Raw genomic sequence first — 21,047 nt, forward strand, 5'->3', positions numbered from 1 at the left:
TTGACAACGAGATTATACTTTCTCACTATTAATCTTAACTTTTCTCAACATAAATATCTCTCTTAAGTGTTGGTTGAACCTCTGTCTGAAGATAGAGGAATTTTTATTTGAATAAGTTTATATTAAAAGTTGTTTTAAAAAAATGAAATTTTGTTAAAAAACCGGGATGTAGAAGACAAAATTAACCCCATTAATAGATTCTCGAAAAGGGAGTGATTTTTAATCTCCCATCAGCTTCAATCTGAAACCCTTTCATTAAACCATTTTAAAAAATGATTATCTGTCCTCTCTGTTCAGGAGAATTAACTCGTCATGTTTGTCAGCACAAAATCTGTTGGTTTTGCTCGGACTGTCGGCAAACCTTATCAGACTTTTTAGTAGGACGATACAACTATCAGTCTTTAGGTTTAGCTGCGATCGCCAAAGTCAGTCTAAATTCCATCACTCCCCAAAAAACAACCGTTCCTATCCCACTAAAAAGTTAGCCTCATAAAAGTTAAAAGTTTCACATTTTATCCCTTTTAGGTTAACCTCCTATGACCCAAACTAAAGAACAGCAAGAACAGTTCGATCTTCGCTGGACAAGCTCCCATTCAGCAGAAGAAAACCTGAATAAACTTTCCGTTGAAACCAACCAGGGACTCTCCGCTTCTACCGTCAAAAAAAGACAAGAAAAGTACGGCCCTAACAGTTTACAAGAAATCAAGCGTCGTAGTAACTGGCAAATCTTTATCGATCAGTTCAAAAGTCCAATCATTGGACTATTAGCAATTGCGGCAGTTCTTTCCTTTTCTTTTCAAGATTGGGTCGAAGGGGTTGCTATTATTATTGCAATTCTTTTAAATGCAGTGATTGGCTTTTTTACTGAACTAAAAGCCGTCAATTCGATGGAGTCTCTACAAGAACTCAGCCACACAAAAGCAAAAGTTAGACGAGAGGGAAAAGTTAAAGAAATTTCGGCTGAAGAACTTGTTCCGGGTGATATTGTTATCCTAGAAAGTGGTGATTTAGTTCCGGCAGATGTGCGAGTTTTGGAAGCATCTAAGCTGCAAGCTGATGAATCTGCTTTAACCGGAGAATCCCTTCCTGTGAGTAAAACAACAGAAGCTTTAGAAGGCGATCTTTCCCTTGCTGAACGTACAAATATGCTGTTTAAAGGAACAGCAATTACACGAGGTTCGGGCGAAGGAGTTGTAATTGCAACTGGAATGAATACCGAACTCGGTCATATTTCCTCAATGACGGCGCAAGCTAAACAAGAATCTACCCCCTTAGAACAACGACTTGATAAACTCGGTCAAAATTTAATTTGGGTAACATTAGTAATTGTAGCCTTAGTAGCCGGGGCGGGAATAATTGGGGGGGAAGAATTATTTTTGATGATTCAAACCGCCATCGCGTTAGCTGTGGCTGCGGTTCCCGAAGGACTTCCAATTGTGGCGACTGTCGCCTTAGCGCGAGGAATGTGGCGCATGGCAAAACGTAATGCTTTAATCAACCGTTTGTCGGCGGTAGAAACTCTGGGAGCCACCAATATTATCTGTACCGATAAAACCGGAACCTTAACCGAAAATCGAATGAGTGTGGCGCAAATTGCCTTATATTCTGGAATATTAAAAGTGAGTGGAGAAGCGTTAAAAATTGAGGGAGAATTCACCCAAGATGAAGAAAAAATAGATCCCCAACAAAACGAGTGTTTGCGCTCCCTCTTAGAAGTGGGAGTTTTGTGTAATAAAGCCACCTTACCCGAACTTAACAAAGAAAAAGATAAACCCCTTGGTGATCCGATGGAAGTCGCCTTATTAGTTGCCGGAGCCAAAGGAGATATTCGCCGCAAAAACCTATTAGAAACCTATCCAGAAGTTAAAGAAATTGCGTTTGATTCCGACACTAAAATGATGACAACTATTCACGAAGACGAACAAGGTTATCGTTTTGCTGTTAAAGGCGCACCGGAGTCAGTTATCGACGTTTGTACTCAACAATTAACCGCAGAAGGTGTTCAAGATTTAAGCGAAGATGAACGCAATGCTTGGCAAGAACGCTGTAATAAACTCGCCAAAGAAGGATTAAGAATTCTTGCCTTTGCCTCTAAAAATACAGACAATTCAGAAGCAGAACCCTACGAAAATCTTACCCTTTTAGGCGTAGTTGGATTACTCGATCCCCCCCGAGAACAAGTGAAATCTTCCCTAAAAGCTTGCCATGATGCAGGAATTCGAGTGATCATGGTGACAGGAGATCAACCCGTTACCGCTCGTAATATTGCCTTGGCTGTAGGCTTAATCACTGAACAAGAAGCCGAAGCAAGACAAGGCAATGAACTGCAATCTCTCGATAATTTATCTAAACAACAAAAGCAAGAATTACAACAAGTTTCTATTTTTGCTCGCGTTAGTCCTGAACAAAAACTGAATTTAGTCACCCTACATCAAGAGCATAATGCTATTGTTGCCATGACAGGCGATGGTGTTAACGATGCACCCGCATTAAAGAAAGCAGATATTGGTATTGCAATGGGAAAGCGAGGAACTCAAGTGGCGCAAGAAGCGGCAGATATGGTATTACAAGATGATGCCTTTTCGAGCATTGTTGCTGCGGTTGAACAGGGGCGGGCAATCTTTGGGAATATTCGCAAGTTTACCCTGTATTTGCTCTCGGGAAATATGGGTGAAATTATTGCGGTGGCTGGGGCTTCGTTAGTCCAAGCACCCTTACCCTTATTACCCTTACAAATTTTATTTCTAAACGCTATTAATGATGTCTTTCCTGCGTTAGCTTTGGGCGTGGGAGAAGGAAGTCCTAACCTGATGAAACAAAAGCCCCGCGATCGCAGTGAACCGATTTTACCCCGCCGTCATTGGATGGCAATTGTGCTGTATGGCGTGATTATTTCGCTCACCGTTTTGGGGGTATTTTGGCTCTGTTTAACTCGTTTGGGAATGGAGGAAGAACAAGCAGTTACTATTTCATTTTTAACCTTAGCTTTTGGTCGATTGTGGCACGTTTTTAATATGCGAGATTCCAACTCGGGATTGTTGAGAAATGAAGTCACCCAGAACCGTTATGTGTGGTTAGCGTTATTAGTTTGTACAGGTTTACTGTCGATGGCGGTTTACATTTCACCCTTAGCAAATGTGTTACAATTAGTTAATCCTGGCTGGCAAGGATGGGGATTCATTTTAGCAGGAAGTTTAATTCCGTTAGTCATTGGACAAATACTCAAAGCAATCATTCCTCAGAGATGGTTTGCATTGTAAATCAATCTATCCGCAGTCAGATTTTTCCATCGCATTTTTGCTTCATGCTAGATTTCAGAACCGCAATCTATTTACAGAGATGAGTCATAAAAATTACGCAGAAAAATATACTAAGCCGGAGTTACGGCGTCAAATCAAACAAGAAATAATGGAGTCTGACAAAGGGGGAAAACCGGGGCAATGGTCAGCGCGAAAAAGTCAGTTACTCGTACAGGAATATGAAAAACGAGGAGGAGGTTATCAAGGCGAAAAAGATGAGGCTGCACGTTCTTTAGAAGACTGGACAGAGCAAAATTGGCAAACTCAAGAAGGGGATGAAAACGCTCGTAAAAACAATAAAACCAAACGGTATTTACCCCAAGAAGTTTGGGAACGTTTGAGTGAGGAAGAAAAGCAAGAAGTTGAGGAAAAAAAGCAGTCGGCTTCTCAACAAGGAGAACAATATGCAGAATGGACGACCGCAGTCAAGCGAGTGATGCGCGAAATTCAACAGTCTGATGAATCTGAACTCACCAAGCGAGAACTTTACCAAAAAGCGCAAGAATTGGAGATAGAAGGACGCAGTAAAATGGATAAGTCGCAACTTTATGAAGCCATAGAAGAAGCGGAAAATTCTCTTTAAACACCTGGAGGAAGTAGACGACCAGGGAATCGAACTACAACCTCCAATTCAATTTATTCTCTACCCGATTTAAGGCGTTTTTCTGTGGGTTTGAAAAGCTCTAATTAGAATGACGATAATCGGCATCTACCCAGCAACGAGGTAAACTTTCACCAGAAGGAAAAATAAGTTCTTCTTTTTCCATAAACTCGGGGGGTTGTTCTTCTTCTCCGGCTTGAACTCTCCCTGAAATCTGACTCTTATTTGGGTCAGCTAATGCTGTTACATCCTGAACTTTTACTAAGTTTCCGGTTTGTTTATTTTCTAAAAAAATCATAGCTTGATCAACTTCGACTCTACTACTCTAGAGAGTATCTACGATTCCCCGAACTCTGTCATCTATCTTAAGTTCTATCAATGAGCAATCGATGAGGATACTCTCCATTTCACTGAATTTATCGTCTAAAGCTATTCATTATTCCCAAGAATGTAAAGCTCGCAACTGGGGAGTCTTTTTCATCTGATGGGCTTGCATTCGCAGCAAAACATCATCTAAAATCGTCACCGCTTCTTCAATAAACGGCCCTTTATTCAACATCACACATTCAGAACGTTGCGCCATCGCCGCATCTGTAACTTCTGAGCGTGAAGGAATTCCTGTTTTCGCCAAATTCTCTAAAACCTGAGTCGCCCAAATTACTGGAATATGCGCCGCTTCACACATCCACATAATTTCTTCTTGTATTTCAGCTAAACGTTGATAGCCAATTTGAACCGCTAAATCCCCCCGAGCAATCATTACCCCAAACGGTTGACGACCTGCGGCTTGAACAATCAATTCGGGTAAATTTTTAATCGCAGCTTGAGTTTCAATTTTAGCAATTAAACCTATTTGGTGACTGGGATTTCTCGCTTCGAGTTCCTCCTGTAATCGCTTAATATCTGAGGCTTCTTGTACAAACGAATATCCAATAATATCCGTATGAGCCGCAATAAAATCGAGATCTTCTAAATCTTTTTCAGTCAAAGCATCAAAATGAACTTCCGTATTTGGAAAATTCATTCCTTTATCATTTTTGAGCTTTTCTCCCTTTTCCGGTCGAGCTTGAATGACCTCTAATATTATACCGTCTTCCTGAACAGACTCAACCCGAGTTCCCAGTTTACCATCATCGATCCAAACAGTATCTCCTTCTTGAACTTGATCGAGAATTTCAGGAATTGTGCAGCAGGTTTGAAAGGGAAATTCTGCATTGGGCTGAGGTTTATTTTTACTCAGAAATAACCGATCACCTAAATATAAACTTTTTTCATTTTCTGGAGTAATCACATCCACCGTTCGAGGTTGAATTCCGCCCAAATCCATTAATAATTTGCAAGACTTTCCGGTTTCTGACTCAGCCCAACGCAAGTTATCAATCATTGCTTCCCATTCTTTGGGGCTATCATGGGCGCAGTTAATTCGTACACAATTAACTCCCCGTTGTAAAAGTTTGACAAAAAATTCATAATTTTCTGCGGCTTCTGTTGGTAAAGTCACCATAATTCGCACCCGACGTTCCGATGATGACTCTCCTAAAAGTTCTTGAGTTTGACGCTCAAGCAAGCGTTCTCCGCGAAAAAATGCACGCTTAGAAGGACGTTGAGGTAAACTCCCAGGGTCAGCTTGACAAATCGCTCCCAAAGCAGCAATTGTTGCATCTATATTTTCCATCACTCGACTTTCACAACGTCCCAATGAAGACAGTCCTAAAGGCATTAATGCGCGTTGAAGGGGTCGTAAGTCATGGTGTCTTAAAATCAGATAATGAGCGAGATTTAAGCCACTGATTGTAAACACTCGTCGATTAATATTAGGTCGCCACTTTTCATAGAGTTCTTGACCTTCTTGTTCGATAGACTGGCGTAACTGCTGTAGGGTATGTAGTAAGGTTTTTAAGTCAGTTTTATTCATGCCGACATCCTTTGATTCCTCTGGCTTACGCTTTACAATATCATCTCAGTTTAATTTCTTTTATACTCCCCGAGGTAGATTTTAAATTTTTGCTGCTCGTTGCGAAAAGATTTTCACTCTTATTCAAAGATAAACTCTGTCGCTCGGAAGATGCGATTTGACAATTCATTTTCTAATATTCATCTAATATTAAATTTTAAAAAGATTCAGTCCTGGCCTCGTTAGTTGCTCTCCAAGAGTCTTAAAGCATGACTCAGGAATACTCCGAGTATTAGTTTTGTTGTCGCATCAACAGACGCCAATCTCGAATAATTGCATTTGTCCAGAGCCAATTTTGACTCAATAAATGAGGTTTAAATTCTTCCGGTGCTTCACTCAAGACTTTATCACAAAATTTCACCGCTTTACTCAAACGCACAGCTTGTTCTGCGGGAGGTAACTGAGCGGTAGATTTCATCAAAACTAATCCTAACCCTGCATAAGCCGTTAAAATTTGCGGTTTATTTTCACCTTGAACTTTAGAAAGCTGTTGTTGGACGGCTTTTTCATTAAACGCGGGTTCTTCTAAATCTAAAACTTGCAACCAAGTTTGATAAGCTTTATCAAAACTTCCCTCTGAATAATAAGCAAATCCCAAAGCATTGCGATATTCTAAAGCATCAGGACGTTGCTGTACTGCTCTTTCCCAATAGCGTCGGACATCATCCATCATATAATCAGCACTGCCTTGATTAATCGCTTGCCACATCAACCGACCCCAAAGAAAGTTAATTTCGGGTTGATCACTATCTTCAACAGGTACAGCAGCTAAAGCGGATTTTGCTTCGGTAATTGCACCACGATTCAGCAGTTCTGTCGTGGCTTGTACACCTGCTAAAAGATTGCCTTTATGAAACTGTTCAACCGCAATTCCTAATACATAATCGCTCTTAGCAGTATTCAAGTCAAGCGGTTGTTCGTTCGTCGAGTTCGCTTCTGTAGAGTGAGGTTTTGTCGGTTTAGAAAGGGAAATTTCCGGCTGAGATTTCCCGAACTGAAGAATACTACTGTAAAATAATCCCATCCCTAAACTCATCGGAATTAACAGCAACGCTAAAGGTAGCCAAGATTTTAAAGTATTAAAGTTAGGTTGCTTTCGAGTCGGAAAATTTGAAGTTTTAACGGCTGTAGTTGGAGAAACTGTAGACGTTTTTACAGGATAAATATGCTCGGGTTTCTCAACAAAAATATTATTGATCGTTTCGCTAGAAGATGGAGAACTTTTGAGTTGACGCAAAGCATCACCAATAAATTCCAAATCCTCGCCATCTTCGGCTAAATCATCCCCATACTCAATCTCATCAAGAAACAAGTCTATTTCTTCTTCGACAGGAACTTGTTCCTGTTTTTCAGTTTCTTTCTCCACCGGAGGAAGACTAGATTCTCCACAATTTTGAGTCGAAATCGGAGCAAACAAGTCAGTTTGACTTTCCGAAGAATCAGCCGTCAAATACCCGTCAAACTTGCGATGTAGATAAAGAATGGGTAAACCCCAGTAAAGTTGGTGAGACCCATAAGCTGAAATCAACCCCTGTCGCGCCCGACTCAAACTAATATCAACCGGATGACCTTGATTAAGATTGCGGTACAGTAAGCGAGTCAGCGTCAGTGCGACTTCATCCGGGATGCGTTCAGCCATCGCCAATACACCCGGAATTCCGCGTCTAACGAGGCTTTCGGCGAGGTTGAGTTGGGCGGTGTCTTCGTCAGAATGCAAACCCTGAGCGTAAGCCCCCCGACAGGAGTTCAACACCGCCATTTGAACCCCATTATTAACGAGTAACCCCGCTAAATCGTCACCACTGAGGGTTTCAGTTAATCCGGTACGACTGCTCACCAGATAAAGTTCACCCCCCGATACGCCCAAATTACTGTGTCCGGCGTAGTGAAAGACTTGATATTGACCTTGTTCGAGGGCTTGGGTGAGTTGTTCACCATCGGGTTGTTCGAGAATTGTCAGTTGAATTTCTGGGCGTGATCCGATGCGCTCTGAACTGCGTTGGGTATCGCGTTGCAGTTCTTCTTGCAGATGTAGAACTTCTCGCTTCAGTTGTAGGCTTTCTTGATCGTTGGGCGCGGAAATCGCAACTAAAATTTTTAGAGGTTGATTCGAGGTTAAGAGGCGAGAGTGGAAATGAGAACTCCCTCCTGGTTGGTAACGAGAAAATCCGACATCAGGCCCGGTTCCAATCGGGCGATCGCCTGCATACAGCACTTCCCAAGGTAAACTGGTTAAACGTTTTCCCTTGACTCCTAAGCGCAAATGTAGAAACTCGCGTCTATTTTGAGCAATAGCTTGGGCGCAAGTCCAACTTTCGCGCATTGTCCCTTGAAACAGACCGTTATACAGTTGGCGTCCGAGTTCGACTAGACTAATTAGGCTTGATTCTGGGGATACCGCCGACTTGGAAGCGGTGTTAACGCCTCGACTGCGATATCGAGATAGAGTTTGCCCTTCTAGAACCCCCAACAAGGGGTCTTGCATCAATTGACGAGCGTAGCCGAGCCATGCTTCCACTGGCCAGCTCACCTGTTCTTCTGCTAATGGTACACCGGATGCGACTTCTTCAGTTCGCACGAGGTATTCATCGTTCCCAACGGGGGTAACAGAGATATGGAACTCCTGAGTCATCATGTCCAATCCGCTATTTGTGTTTAGGCTGAGGGAGGGGAAGCCATATTTCGATGCCACACTGGGTTAAGTTAAAAGTTCTGACAAAAGACAGAAGACAGGATTGGCTCCCATATCCAGATTAGCGAATTTATCTAATTTATTCCCTAAATTGCCTCTACATCTTCCCTATCCTCAATTCAGGAGGAAGTCTTTACAGTGAACAGTTGCAGGGGGAATTGATGAATTCCCCCTACCAGTTTTCAGTTTCTCGACTGTTCAGTGTCTAGGGCATACACTTATTTACGGCGGCTTCTGTCGTTTGAACATAGGCCGAATCACTTCCATACAATTGGCGGAGAATCTCGACACTTTCCTGAACGAGAATTAGGGAGTTAATCGTATTCAGCCAAGCGATATCTCCTTCTGGTAAAATCATTCCATAAAATTCACAGGTAAGTGGTTCATCGGGAACTAAAGCATAATCTGTTTTGCTCACTTCCGGTTGTCTCAACACTTCTCCGACTAATAAAAGTCCGTCACTGGCGAAGGCGTTGATTTTGCCACTGAGAACATCTTGAACGGCGGTTTCTCGGCCTGAGTTTCCCGAATATTCAACGGGTTGAGCGAGGGAATATCGACTGGTAATAAACCTTTCAGTTAGAGAAGCCGGAAGCACACCGATGGAGATATTTTCTAACGCACCTGATGGGTTAATATAAGCTTTATTATCCGGTCGGACTAATAGATACACCCCAGTCGCTAAAAATCGATCTGAGTAAACAATTCCCGCTTGCGGTGTGCGAGTTACCGTGTTGGGGCCGCATTCGAGATGTACGGTTTTATCTCTAACAATTTGTTCGCGATTTTCCAGGGTAGACTGAATATATTCTATTTTAATGGGTTGACTCAAATTCAATTGTTTTTGCAGCCGGGTTGCCAGTAACTCCATTAATTCAATGCAATATCCTTCCCATTCTCCTTTGGAAGATAGATGCCCTAAAGGCGCTGCATCTTGCCTGACTCCGGCTTTGAGAACTCCTGTTGTCTTGATGTCTTCTAAGACCGTTGCCGCTAAACTAGGTAAAGGAAATAAAATAGATAAGGCTAAACTCAGTGAAATTTGAGTCAGTTTTCTTCTCATTGGTGTCCGATTCAGACCGAGCTAGATTTTAACCGAGTCTAGCTTACCTTAATTTAGTTCCGTTTTGTTGACCTTCGTTAAGAGCGCAATTGAAAGGAGTTAAAGAATTGACTAATATCCGGGGTCGCTGCTCCTCCATCTTTGGCTTTACTGACTCCTAAAATGTAGACTCGTTGCTGCACGAGATAGAGTCTAAATTGATGGGTTCCACGACTGCTTGATAAATTCACTTCTCGACCTGGATAACGTTGCAGAGATATATTTCGTTCTCCGACTAACTGTACAGGTCTACCTTTTATATAACTGTCTCGAATTTGGTTAAATAAAGTTTGAGGTTCACCTAAACGAGTGGAGGTCAAAGGTAGCGAATAAGCGACTGTAAACTGAGAATTACTTTGACGAGTTGCCAATACGGTAAATTCTAGCTTTCCGCCCAAAGTATCAAGAATTTCCCTTCTCTCACTGGGGGAAGCACCGGGCATTGCCACGATCACATTTCCGGGCAGTTGGGTGAGGGGTTGTCCGGGGTTCTGGGCTTGTTCAAACCGGAGAATCGGTTCCTGCTGCTGTTTTGAGGGGTGATCAAGACGCTGAATTTCTTGATCGAGTTTTCGATCGCCATCGCTGAAAAAGGTCGGGCGATCAGGACGATATTGAGCCGTTGTCGGTGAAATCATACTCAGGACACTAGCGATCGCCATCAAACTGATAAGTCCTAAGCTTCCTTTGATTGGATTCTGCCAAGCCTGTCTGTCGTTTGCCATATTTTTTGCTGTTAATACTGATATTGTTTGATGGATAAACTCTAAGCTTACATCTGACGCTGATATTCTTCTAACAGTCTTACTAGATCGTTCTGCACTGGAGTCGGGATTAAATCCGCCAGTGAAGCGGTCAATTTCCCTCCCCCTAATTTTACAGAAATGTCTTGCAAAACTTGAGCAATTTTATCCGCTTCTATATTCCCCTCTTCGAGTAGAGGATATAGCTGTTCTGCGACTTGGGTATGCAGATGAGCATCTGATAAGTAAAGATGCCATTTGGCAACATCAATATAAACGCTTTCACCAATTGCAGAGGCTAATTTTTCGATGTCTTGTGTAGTAGGCATAACTCTAATTTTTAGGGTGACTGACACAATAAGCGTGAAATTTTCAGAGCAATCTATTGTTAATCCTTTTATTCTAGACAATCCATCTCTAACCGGGTCGTTGAGGTGTGGTCGAAGAATAATCGGCGATCGCAAAAATGTAAATCCCATGAACCCCCAGGATCAACACCCAAGCTCCCGTTACCCAAACAGCCCAAGGCCAAGTTGCTGCTTGTATTTTCTGAAAAAACCATATACCGGAATTACACGCCGCAAAAGTGGCGACATGAACGGCAAAATTCATCCGGTCATCCAAGCGGCGATAGGCGGGATCTTTACGGTCAGGTTCTCGAGGCCAACGCGGTGGCATTTCTTTGGCTCCTTAGCAGTTCTATGTCTATTCTAGAGCGAGAAGTTCGGGCAGAACATTTACTACATTATTTATTTATTCACAAAGAATTCCCAGCAAATGTTAGCTGAGAACTATTTTTGTTGTTTTTCTTCTAGTGATCGCTCATAGTCTCCGGACTTCCCCCCGGTTTTACTTAACAGTCGAATGAATTCAATTTGTATTGATTTTTCCAGGGCTTTTGCCATGTCATAGAGGGTTAACGCCGCCACTGAGACGGCAGTTAAGGCTTCCATTTCTACCCCGGTTTCTGCCTTTGTGATCACTTGAGCGCGAATTTGATACCCTGGCAGTTCAGGATCAGGGGTCAGTTGAACTTCAATTTTACTCAACGGTAAGGGATGACACAAGGGGATTAACTGGGCGGTTTGTTTGGCAGCCATAATTCCAGCGAGTTTGGCAGTTGTGATCACATCTCCCTTGGGGGCATTGCCCGCTACAATCGTCTCAAAGGTAGAGCGAGACATTCGCACCTGAGCGGCTGCAACTGCTTCTCGACGAGTGGGAAGCTTGGCAGAGACATCGACCATATTGGCTTCTCCGGTGTCATTGAGATGGGTTAAGCGTTGTGGCTCTTGCGGCGAAGAAAAAGTCATTTTTGTTTGTCATTTTCTAAAAATGTGTTATGATGATAACTCAGGCAACGAGTTGAGGTGAAGTTTCACCTGCAAACTCAAAGCTGGTAAGGGCTTGTAGCTCAGTGGACTAGAGCACGTGGCTACGGACCACGGTGTCGGGGGTTCGAATCCCTCCTAGCCCGTTCAACATCCGTAAAAAGTTAATACAATTAATTCAGCTAGAGGTCAGACAATACACCCCTAGCTCTTTGATTTTTACTTAAGATTCCAAAAATATTGTAACTTAATCTGAATATTATTTTGCGGTGTGGCAACCACAACGAAAGTATCCCCAAACTTAGGGGGGCCTGCGAGAATGGTGGGGTTGCGAGAAAAGCCAAAGCCTTCGGTGGGAATACCCAAACTGTTCACGTTCAGGGTACGATCACTATTGGCATCGTGAAAAACAGCAACAGCATAATTTCCCGGAATCAAATTTTCAAAGGTAATTTTCGGGCTATCTTTTTCAAGCTGAACACATTCGCTTTGCAAAGCATTCTCTTTACTATCAGGAAAGCCTTGATCACTGGAAAATAAACTCAGACAAACTTGACCTGTTTGATTTTTTAAACCATTCAGTTCGACAGTCAAATTATTTTTAGAAGTCGCTTCTACACTCGATAAAATCAAAAAATTTCCGAGAGTCGCAAGCCCAACAATACTAGCTGAAAGTCGTTTTTTCATTCTGACCTTTTTAAGGATAAATATTCAAACACCATTCTTGATCTTCAGATACAGAGAAGCCTAAGCAAAATCAGGTGATTCAGCCAGAAATATTACTAACAGACCAAGCTATCTCACCCGCCCGATGGCAGGTTCACAAAATAATTTACATTCTGTCTGGCACTTTGTCAAGATTTGTTAAGGCAAATCTAAAATTTTTATTAACTATATAATAGCACAGGAAGTATTAGCTCTTTGTTTCCCAGTAGGGGCCTATTCCACAACAAAAAAATCTAGGGCGCATTTTGCACCCTAGACGGTTGATTTTAACAAACCTTTCAAAACCCAAAATGTTTGAAACAGGTTTAAAATTAGTAATGTTCTTCTGCTTCTGAAGACTGTTCTTGATGACTAAATGAACCCGGTAAAGCTCGTTCTAAACTCATCCGTTGGTGAGCGCTATGTAGAAAATAACCATTTAACATTGCGGCGGCTAACAATTGCCCTAAACTTTCACGACTGGTGGTAATAGAGACATCAAAATGTTGGGGGGGTAAGTGACCTAATACGCCGTTGAGATGAGACTCCATTAATTGACGAACTTCGGGATTCGGTTTAGAGAGTTGAGTGATTGATTCGGGGTCAAGAGATTGAATATACTCATACAGGACATTTTGACGGCTAGACTCATCGTTTAACCAACTGGTTGTTGAGTTGGACTGATTGTTTCTATTGTTATCTGCTGGGTTCATCTTGTTCTCCTCTATGACTTTCTCTAAACTTTCTATCTATTTGCTAGTGTAGGAAAAGGAAAGCGAGAAGTTAGTGAGAACAACCGAACAATCCATTTCGGATTTTACAGCCTGTAGGGTTTTCCGAAAAAAAGGTCGGGAAAACCCCACTTCAGGATTCATTTTTGAACACATAAATATCTTCGACTTGTCCCAGTGCAAATTTAATCGAGTCGGGAATATTGCGGCTAGACTGGGTGATAAAGATGATGAAGCCGATGAGTGCTAACCCGGCATCAAAAAGATACATATTCGAGTAGCCAACTTGTTCTGCAATCCAACCAAATAAAGGCCCGGCGATCGCAATTCCGATATCAAATCCCCCAATACAAAGAGAAAAGAATTGACCGCGTTCATCGGGGGAACAACGGTCTGTCACTAAGGTGATAATAGTCGGAATGAGAATTCCGGCGCCCGCCCCTTCTAAAGCGGCAGCAAGGAGAATTTCGGGGTTGTTATTCGCCGTTCCTAAAATCAACATAGAAACGAAATAAAACATCAAAGCAATGGTAATAAAGATACCTCGGCCGTATCGATCTGAGGCTCGACCCGCAAATAAACGAGCGCTGAAACTGGCGATCGCTGCGGTAGAATAAAATAATCCGGCATTTAATTCTAAGTTAGATTCGGCAATGTAGAGCGGTAAAAAAGTCACTAAACTGCCAAAAATCAAACCGACTGTTCCCATCACCAAAGCGGGAGTTCTCAGGGCTGGACTGCCTAATAATTGTAAGTAGCGAAAGAATTGATTCAAGCGAACCCTGGGCGTTAAGGATGTGGGTTTGAGGGGGTGTGGAGAGGCTTGAGGGCGAATGGGTTCCCAAACTTGAGAAATACCGAGTCCGGCGAGGAGTCCAAAGGTTGCACTCGATAAAAACAGGAAGTTGTCCCCAGCCCAAGCCTGTACAAAACCGCCAAACGCGGGGCCTATCGCCATACCGACAGGCGTGACGAGACTCATATAACCAATCACCTCGCCTCGGCGGTCAATGGGGGCAATATCGGCAACTAAGGCACTGTAACCAATGGTAAAAGCGGCAATAGCAATCCCGTGAAAAGCCCGAATGACGGCCATTGATGAAATTGAGGTGACAAACAAATAGCCCAAGGGGGCCAGCATGACAACCGTTGTGCCAATCAGTAAAACAAGTTTACGGCCTTTCGTGTCGGCAAGGGGGCCGAGTCCAAACCGGGAGGGTAAAAGTCCGATGGCAAAAGCCCCCATGACTAAACCCACTTGTCGGTTAGTGCCACCGAGCGCTTGAATGTATAGAGGTAAGGTGGGAAGTAGACTGGTGGTGCTTGACCAAAAACACAAGCCTGCGATAAACAGAATCAACAGGCTGTGGCGTCGTTTAGGGTCGAGAGTGAAAAAAACGTTCAAAATATCGATTCCTCGAAATGCTCAACTGAATTTCAGACCAAGCGGTAAGTATAGCAATCAGAAATGATTTGTGAGAAATCTAAAAGCTGATAAAAAGTCTGTAACGACTTTCCAAGATTGCCTCTTGCAAGATTGCATGATTGCATGATTGCAAGAAGATATGACACACAACTCAGAACGGACTGCTATATGATGAAGATATCGGACTATCTCTCTATTGTGTAACAATTTATGAAAAATTGGAAGTGAAAACAATATAAAATATTTTTGAGGGTTTGAGCGACTTTGAACTGAAAAATCGGACAAAATTTAAAAGGTTTGAAATGGACAAATAGAGGAGTCAGGAGTCAGGAGTCAGGAGTCAGGAGGAAATAAAGAAGAAGAAAGAGTCGGATTATGAGAAAGTTTTTGATCACTAATTATGAGGAGTCAGGAGTCAGGAGTCAGGAGTCAGGAGTCAGGAGGAAATAAAGAAGAAGAAAGAGTCGGATTATGAGAAAGTTTTTGATCACTAATTATGAGGAGTCAGGAGTCAGGAGTCAGGAGTCAGGAGTCAGGAGGAAATAAAGAAGAAGAAAGAGTCGGATTATGAGAAAGTTTTTGATCACTAATTATGAGGAGTCAGGAGTCAGGAGTCAGGAGTCAGGAGTCAGGAGGAAATAAAGAAGAAGAAAGAGTCGGATTATGAGAAAGTTTTTGATCACTAATTATGAGGAGTCAGGAGTCAGGAGTCAGGAGTCAGGAGTCAGGAGGAAATAAAGAAGAAGAAAGAGTCGGATTATGAGAAAGTTTTTGATCACTAATTATCCGGACATGATATCATTTCATATAAAGATGGTATATTAGCTCATTTATAAGTGTTTTTAGCGTGAATATTTTCACGCTTTCATTCAACGTTTCAATCGGATTTGCGCTTTATTTTTTCTGCAAACTTTGATTGATATCAATCAAAACCGTATCGACATTTTGACCGTCAACATACTTCATAATGCCCAGCCAAAATGTGCCAGTGCCAACATTTGCAGGCATCAGATCCGAACCATCAAAGCGAATTAAATCAGCATTTAATAAAATCTCAGCTTGTTGGCGACTGACGGGATCGGGATAAAGGTCTAAACTCACCCCTTTGTGCGGGGAAATATAACCCCCCATTTGCGCTGAAATTTCGTGAGGTTTTACCGATGCTAAATATTGCATTAACTGACGAGCTGCGGGCGTATCATTGAACATAGCGACGACATCGCCACCGACTAAGATCGGCAAGCCAAATTCTTCGTTAATCGGCGGTAAGGGAAAAATAGCGACATTTTCACCGAGTACGACACCTTCAGGGAAAAAACTGCTGATAAAACTGGCTTGACGGTGCATATAACATTCTGGCGGATCAGTAAATAAGCCATTGGGAGATAAACCAAAGGGAATGGTAACAACACCAACAGTACCGCCAACAACATATTTAGGATTGAGGGCGATTTGACCAAATTTTTCAAAGGCTTCTTTAATGGGGGGAGAATTAAAGGGGATTTTGTTTTGAACCCACTGATCATAAACTTCAGGCCCAGAGGTTCGCAAGAGAATATCTTCAATCCAATCCGTACCCACCCATCCGGTCGCATCGCCGCTTTCCATTCCCAAACACCAAGGAACGCCGCCATCAGCGACAATTTGATCGGAAAGATCTTCTAATTCGTCCCAGGTTTTGGGAATTTGGTATCCGGCTGATTGAAAGGCTTTGGGATTGTACCACACCAAACTTTTAACCGAGGCCCTATACCAAATTCCGTAGATTTTGCCATTGACGGTTCCTAAAGCCAACCAGTCCGGAGAAAAGGCTTGAGTGAGAGTTTCTCTATCGATCACCGTTTCAAGGGGAACCAGCAAACCTTTTCGAGCAAATTCTGCCATCAAACCGGGTTGGGGAAACATCGCAATATCGGGTGGATTTCCCGCGTCAACCCGCACGGGAAGCAGGGTACTGAAAGCTTCGGTTCCTTGATAAATCACCTCGATTCCGGTTTCTTTGACAAAAGGGGTGAGTGCGGCTTCTAGCTTTTCCTGCTGCGCCCCAGTCATCGCCCCTAAAATCGTCACGGTTCCTTTGGAGGGGGGTTCGCGAGGGGTGGAAATATTTGGATTTTCCGTTGTTTGCGGAGTACAGGCTACCGTCAATACCGATAAACTCAGGAGTAAGCCTGTATAGCTCAAAAGGCTACGATACCGACGGCAAGAATAGCAAATTTTGTCAACTTGAATAATCACTCTCTTGGTTTGAGCTTCCCACATCTTGTTCTCCTCCTGACTAGACTTTAGCGATTTGAAAAATAAAGAGCAACACAGCCAGAGTTTTACCACTAACCTGTTCTCTTAAGTTACAGTCCTTATTCAACTTGAACTGTAGGGGAAAAACAGGAAAAACATGAGTTTAAGACTTTTTTCGGCTTTTTCCTGCAATTCTTGCTCCCATAGACTTGATTGGACAGAATTATCTGTTATATAGTTTGTATAGGTAAAGACTAAGCTAATTTCTAGGCATCGATAGAGGAGTAATCGGTCATGCACGCCTCATTCGTTAGTTTTTGAGACCGCATCCATTTCTAAAAATGCCACAAATTTTCTGAAAAAAAACACCGCTCCTGAAGCGAGAGCGGTGCATAGGGGGTGTTATGGGTGTTACGGCTACCAGAGTAGCAGAGCTAAACCCGGTCTGAGACTCCAGCTTGTGCTAGTTGAGAAATTGTCACAATATTTCTAGATTGCAGTGGTCAAGACTGAAATTTGGGCAAAAAAACACCGCTCCTGAAGTGAGAGCGGTACATAGGGGGTGTTATGGGTGTTACGACTCTTAAGATAACAAACCCTCTAGGCTTTTCTCTTGACTGTTGTGCAGGTCATAAAATTGTCACAATTGCGAATCGCAGATGTTATAATCTCTCAGACTCAACGGGTGGCAAATTGACATCCTCACCGCCGTGAACGGACGGTGATTCCTAAACCTCACGATGCGCGGTTTCTGTTTCGTAGCAACAGCCTCTACCCGATTCGGAGTTTTATGGTCTTACGTTCGCGACCCAGACTATCCCCGCAAGTCCTGCGGTTCTTATGCGTAGAAGTCTCTCAAAGAGAATTCCTAGTTTAGATTTGATTCTAGGGGTGGACTACCCATTGCCCTATCCTCTTATCCCAGTCTGCCGATTTTTCTTCGCCGTTGCTCATTCAAGCAAGCTTTGGTGTTAGGCTTTATGTCTCCATCGTCTGGGTGGGTATGTTACCACTACTATTATAAGATATAAAGCCGTCCTACAAGGACGGGGTTTCAGACCCAAAATTTTCGATGAAGGTTCTGACATCAGATCATGCTTGCTATGGATTTTAGCCTTTTTGATTTGTTCTGGGTTTTTCTAGTGATTAGCTCTTTGCAACCCGTGATTCAGAAACGTTCGATTGAGTCGCGTCGGATCAAAGCGATTCGAGAATTAGAACAGAAGCGTAAAAGTCGCGTGATTTTGCTGATTCATCGCCAAGAGTCTATCAGTTTGTTTGGGATTCCGCTATCGCGCTATATTAGTATCGAGGACTCTGAACAAGTTCTCCGGGCTATTCGCCTCACTCCCCCTGATGTTCCGATTGATTTGATTCTGCATACTCCAGGCGGTTTGGTTTTAGCCACTGAACAGATTGCTCACGCTTTAATTCGCCATCAAGCTAAAGTAACGGTGTTTGTGCCTCACTATGCCATGAGTGGGGGAACGATGTTGGCTTTGGCCTCTGATGAAATTGTCATGGATGAGAACGCAGTTTTAGGCCCGGTTGATCCGCAGTTGGGAAATTTTCCGGCGGCTAGTATCTTAAAAGTTCTTGAAGATAAACCGATTAGCGAAATTGATGATCAAACGCTGATTATGGCTGATATTTCTCGCAAAGCAATTCGCCAAGTGCAAAAGTTTGTTAGAACTCTGCTCGAAGATAACATCCCTGAACAAAAAATTGACCCCAGCCGCATTGATGGGGTGATTGATGCCCTAACCACAGGTCGGATTACTCACGATTGTCCGATTATGGTAGAAGATGCGGAAAAACTGGGATTACCTGTAACTCCAGGATTGCCAAAATCAATTTATTATCTGATGGATTTGTATCCTCAGCCGCGAGGCAACCGTCCGACTGTACAATACATTCCCATGCCTTACAAACCTCCGGCTTTGCCTGAAGGGGCTGAAAAGTCAGATAGACGCTAGTTTTTACCGACGAACACTTGAGATCAACCGTTACCGACAGGCTAAATTATGTTAGACTCCCAACTTTCTCGACCTTATCCGACCACTCGCCAAGCCGATCAAATTGATGATTATCACGGGATCAAAGTGGCTGATCCTTATCGTTGGTTAGAAGATCCGAACTCGGAAGAAACCAAAGCCTGGGTTCAAGCCCAAAATCAGGTGACATTTGGCTATCTGCAAGACATTCCAGCCCGAGAACAACTGAAACAACGCTTGACTCAACTTTGGGATTTCGCCAAATATAGCACGCCTTTTAAGCAGGGTAATCGCTATTTTTACTTCAAAAATGACGGTTTGCAAAATCAAAGTGTTTTGTATGTTTTGGATAATTTAGACGATCAGCCGGAGGTTCTGATCGATCCCAATACTTTGTCTGAAGATGGTACCGTTGCCTTGTCAGGAATTGCTCTGAGTGAAGATGGAAATTTAATGGCTTATGGGCTTTCTACCTCGGGTTCCGACTGGCAAGACTGGAAAGTTCGAGATATTAATACCAAACAAGATCTTGATGATCATTTAAAGTGGATTAAGTTCTCAGGAGCGTCTTGGACTCACGACCACAAAGGCTTTTTTTATAGTCGCTACAACTCACCTAACGAAAACACGAAACTCGAAGATGCTAACTATTATCAAAAATTATTTTATCATCGTTTGGGTACGCCGCAATCCGAGGATATTTTAATTTACGAACGTCCCGATCAAAAAGAATGGGGCTTTAGTGGTTCGGTGACAGAAGATGGCAAATATTTGATCATTTCCGTTTGGCGAGGATCTGAACCCAAAAATCTGATTTTCTACAAAGATTTAACTCAACCGGATGCGCCCGTTGTTGAACTGATTAGCGAATTTGAAGCGGAATATGGTTTTATTGATTATCAAGATCATCAGTTTTGGTTACAAACGGATCTAGACGCACCCAAAGGGAAAGTGATTTCCTTTGATATTAACAGCAAAACTCAAACTGAAATTATCCCCGAAATCGAGGATACGCTGCAAGGAATTAATGTTCTCAATCATCAGTTTATCGCCTTTTATCTCAAAGATGCTCACACTCAAATTAAAATCTTAAATCTTGATGGATCTTTTGTGCGAGAGGTGGAGTTACCGGGTATTGGTTCTGCGGGCGGATTTGGCGGCAAACGTCACGAGACAGAAACCTTTTATGCTTATACCAGTTTTACGACTCCGACGACCATTTACCGCTATGATATGGTAACAGGAGAAAGCCGTCTGTATCGTCAGCCAGAAGTTGATTTTAACCCGGAAAATTACGAAACCCAACAGATTTTTTATCAGAGTAAAGACGGAACTCAAGTTCCGATGTTTATTACTCACAAAAAAGGTTTATCGCTTGATGGAAATAATCCGACTATTTTGTATGGATATGGTGGGTTTAGTGCTTCCTTAACACCGAATTTTTCGATTAGTCGAATGGCTTGGTTAGAAATGGGTGGGGTTTATGCGATTCCCAATTTACGAGGTGGGGGTGAATATGGGGAAGAATGGCATCAAGCAGGTACAAAAAACAAGAAGCAAAATGTCTTTGATGATTTCATTGGGGCGGCGGAATGGCTGATTAACAACAAATACACTTGTTCGCAAAAATTAGCGATTTCGGGTGGAAGTAATGGCGGTTTATTGGTGGGGGCTTGTATGACTCAACGCCCTGATTTGTTTGGGGCGGCGTTACCCGCAGTCGGGGTGATGGATATGTTGCGTTTTCATAAGTTTACAATCGGTTGGGCTTGGTGTTCTGAATATGGTTCACCGGATAATTTTGAAGATTTTAACGCGATTTACGCCTATTCTCCCTTGCATAATTTGAAACCGGAAACGGCTTATCCTGCGACTTTAATTTCTACTGCTGATCACGATGATCGAGTGGTTCCGGCTCATAGTTTTAAGTTTGCTGCGGCATTACAAGCGGCTCATGTGGGGGAAAATCCGGTGTTAATTCGGATAGAAACGAAAGCCGGACATGGGGCGGGTAAACCGACGGCAAAAATTATCGAAGAATTAGCCGATGAGTTTGGATTTTTGGTGAAGGTATTTGAAATGAATCCGAGTTTTAATCTGTAGAAAATTAACGGATTGGCAGCGGCTCGAGCCGCTCTTTAACTCAAAATATGGTGATTATAATAAGATTTATAATGAGCAATAGACCTGAACAGTTGCTTTCTAAAATTTATGTTAAGAAAAAGTCAGGA

The 21,047-nt window shown here is 42.7% G+C and carries 17 protein-coding genes and 1 tRNA gene; 6 read left to right on the forward strand and 12 right to left on the reverse strand.

The genetic code is table 11. From position 1 onward, the window contains the following. Positions 1-272 precede the first annotated feature (272 nt). The 3 genes from WN50_RS05715 (at position 273) to WN50_RS05725 (ending at position 3,882) form a co-directional block, all read left to right on the forward strand. Entirely contained in the window at positions 273-485 is a 213-nt protein-coding gene (locus WN50_RS05715; protein WP_046278302.1) for a hypothetical protein, read from the forward strand. Between the two features lie 51 nt (positions 486-536). Further along, positions 537-3,260 carry a cation-translocating P-type ATPase gene (locus tag WN50_RS05720; RefSeq protein WP_049558352.1) on the forward strand — a complete coding sequence of 908 codons (2,724 nt, stop codon included), beginning with the start codon at positions 537-539 and terminating at the stop codon, positions 3,258-3,260. Between the two features lie 79 nt (positions 3,261-3,339). Further along, positions 3,340-3,882 (forward strand): Rho termination factor N-terminal domain-containing protein, encoded by a 543-nt coding sequence (locus tag WN50_RS05725; protein ID WP_046278300.1) that lies wholly within the window; start codon positions 3,340-3,342, stop codon positions 3,880-3,882. 100 nt (positions 3,883-3,982) lie between these two features. Here the strand turns inward: WN50_RS05725 and WN50_RS05730 are convergent, their stop codons facing one another. The 8 genes from WN50_RS05730 to moaC form a co-directional block, all read right to left on the reverse strand. Continuing rightward, entirely contained in the window at positions 3,983-4,198 is a 216-nt protein-coding gene (locus tag WN50_RS05730; protein ID WP_200906217.1) for an acetyltransferase, read from the reverse strand. 138 nt (positions 4,199-4,336) lie between these two features. Continuing rightward, a complete protein-coding gene (locus WN50_RS05735; protein ID WP_046278299.1) occupies positions 4,337-5,815 on the reverse strand; it encodes a pyruvate kinase in 1,479 nt (492 codons plus the stop codon). A 271-nt stretch (positions 5,816-6,086) separates the two neighbouring features. Further along, on the reverse strand, positions 6,087-8,489 hold the full coding sequence (locus WN50_RS05740) for a CHAT domain-containing protein (RefSeq protein WP_342586739.1): 2,403 nt from the start codon (positions 8,487-8,489) through the stop codon (positions 6,087-6,089). A 262-nt stretch (positions 8,490-8,751) separates the two neighbouring features. After that, entirely contained in the window at positions 8,752-9,609 is an 858-nt protein-coding gene (locus WN50_RS05745; RefSeq protein ID WP_046278297.1) for an amino acid ABC transporter substrate-binding protein, read from the reverse strand. 77 nt (positions 9,610-9,686) lie between these two features. After that, entirely contained in the window at positions 9,687-10,373 is a 687-nt protein-coding gene (locus WN50_RS05750) for a hypothetical protein (protein ID WP_046278296.1), read from the reverse strand. Between the two features lie 47 nt (positions 10,374-10,420). Next, positions 10,421-10,720 carry a DUF3181 family protein gene (locus WN50_RS05755; protein WP_046278295.1) on the reverse strand — a complete coding sequence of 100 codons (300 nt, stop codon included), beginning with the start codon at positions 10,718-10,720 and terminating at the stop codon, positions 10,421-10,423. Positions 10,721-10,808: 88 nt separating this feature from the next. Next, a complete protein-coding gene (locus tag WN50_RS05760) occupies positions 10,809-11,069 on the reverse strand; it encodes a 2TM domain-containing protein (protein ID WP_046278294.1) in 261 nt (86 codons plus the stop codon). A gap of 113 nt (positions 11,070-11,182) precedes the next feature. Beyond that, entirely contained in the window at positions 11,183-11,704 is a 522-nt protein-coding gene (gene moaC, locus WN50_RS05765) for a cyclic pyranopterin monophosphate synthase MoaC (RefSeq protein ID WP_046278293.1), read from the reverse strand. A gap of 90 nt (positions 11,705-11,794) precedes the next feature. Here moaC and WN50_RS05770 point away from each other — a divergent pair. Then, a tRNA-Arg gene (locus WN50_RS05770) sits at positions 11,795-11,868 on the forward strand. A 73-nt stretch (positions 11,869-11,941) separates the two neighbouring features. Here WN50_RS05770 and WN50_RS05775 read toward each other — a convergent pair. From WN50_RS05775 to WN50_RS05790, 4 genes are all read right to left on the reverse strand, one after another. Beyond that, the gene (locus tag WN50_RS05775; RefSeq protein WP_046278292.1) at positions 11,942-12,409 is read right to left on the reverse strand and encodes a DUF2141 domain-containing protein; all 468 of its coding nucleotides are present in this window, start codon (positions 12,407-12,409) and stop codon (positions 11,942-11,944) included. Positions 12,410-12,759: 350 nt separating this feature from the next. Beyond that, positions 12,760-13,140, reverse strand: coding sequence for a DUF760 domain-containing protein (locus WN50_RS05780; protein WP_046278291.1), 381 nt, complete (start codon positions 13,138-13,140; stop codon positions 12,760-12,762). A 151-nt stretch (positions 13,141-13,291) separates the two neighbouring features. After that, positions 13,292-14,563 (reverse strand): MFS transporter, encoded by a 1,272-nt coding sequence (locus tag WN50_RS05785; protein WP_049558356.1) that lies wholly within the window; start codon positions 14,561-14,563, stop codon positions 13,292-13,294. Between the two features lie 915 nt (positions 14,564-15,478). Then, positions 15,479-16,846: an ABC transporter substrate-binding protein gene (locus WN50_RS05790; protein ID WP_046281609.1), complete on the reverse strand. Its 1,368-nt coding sequence runs from the start codon at positions 16,844-16,846 to the stop codon at positions 15,479-15,481. Between the two features lie 1,079 nt (positions 16,847-17,925). On the opposite strand from WN50_RS05790, the gene WN50_RS05795 reads away from it, so the two are divergent. Both WN50_RS05795 and WN50_RS05800 read left to right on the forward strand, forming a co-directional pair. Next, positions 17,926-18,798 carry an SDH family Clp fold serine proteinase gene (locus WN50_RS05795; RefSeq protein ID WP_046281050.1) on the forward strand — a complete coding sequence of 291 codons (873 nt, stop codon included), beginning with the start codon at positions 17,926-17,928 and terminating at the stop codon, positions 18,796-18,798. A 48-nt stretch (positions 18,799-18,846) separates the two neighbouring features. Beyond that, positions 18,847-20,919, forward strand: a complete 2,073-nt coding sequence (locus WN50_RS05800; RefSeq protein WP_046281049.1) for a prolyl oligopeptidase family serine peptidase — start codon at positions 18,847-18,849, stop codon at positions 20,917-20,919. Positions 20,920-21,047: the final 128 nt, after the last annotated feature.

The organism is Limnoraphis robusta CS-951 (genome assembly GCF_000972705.2).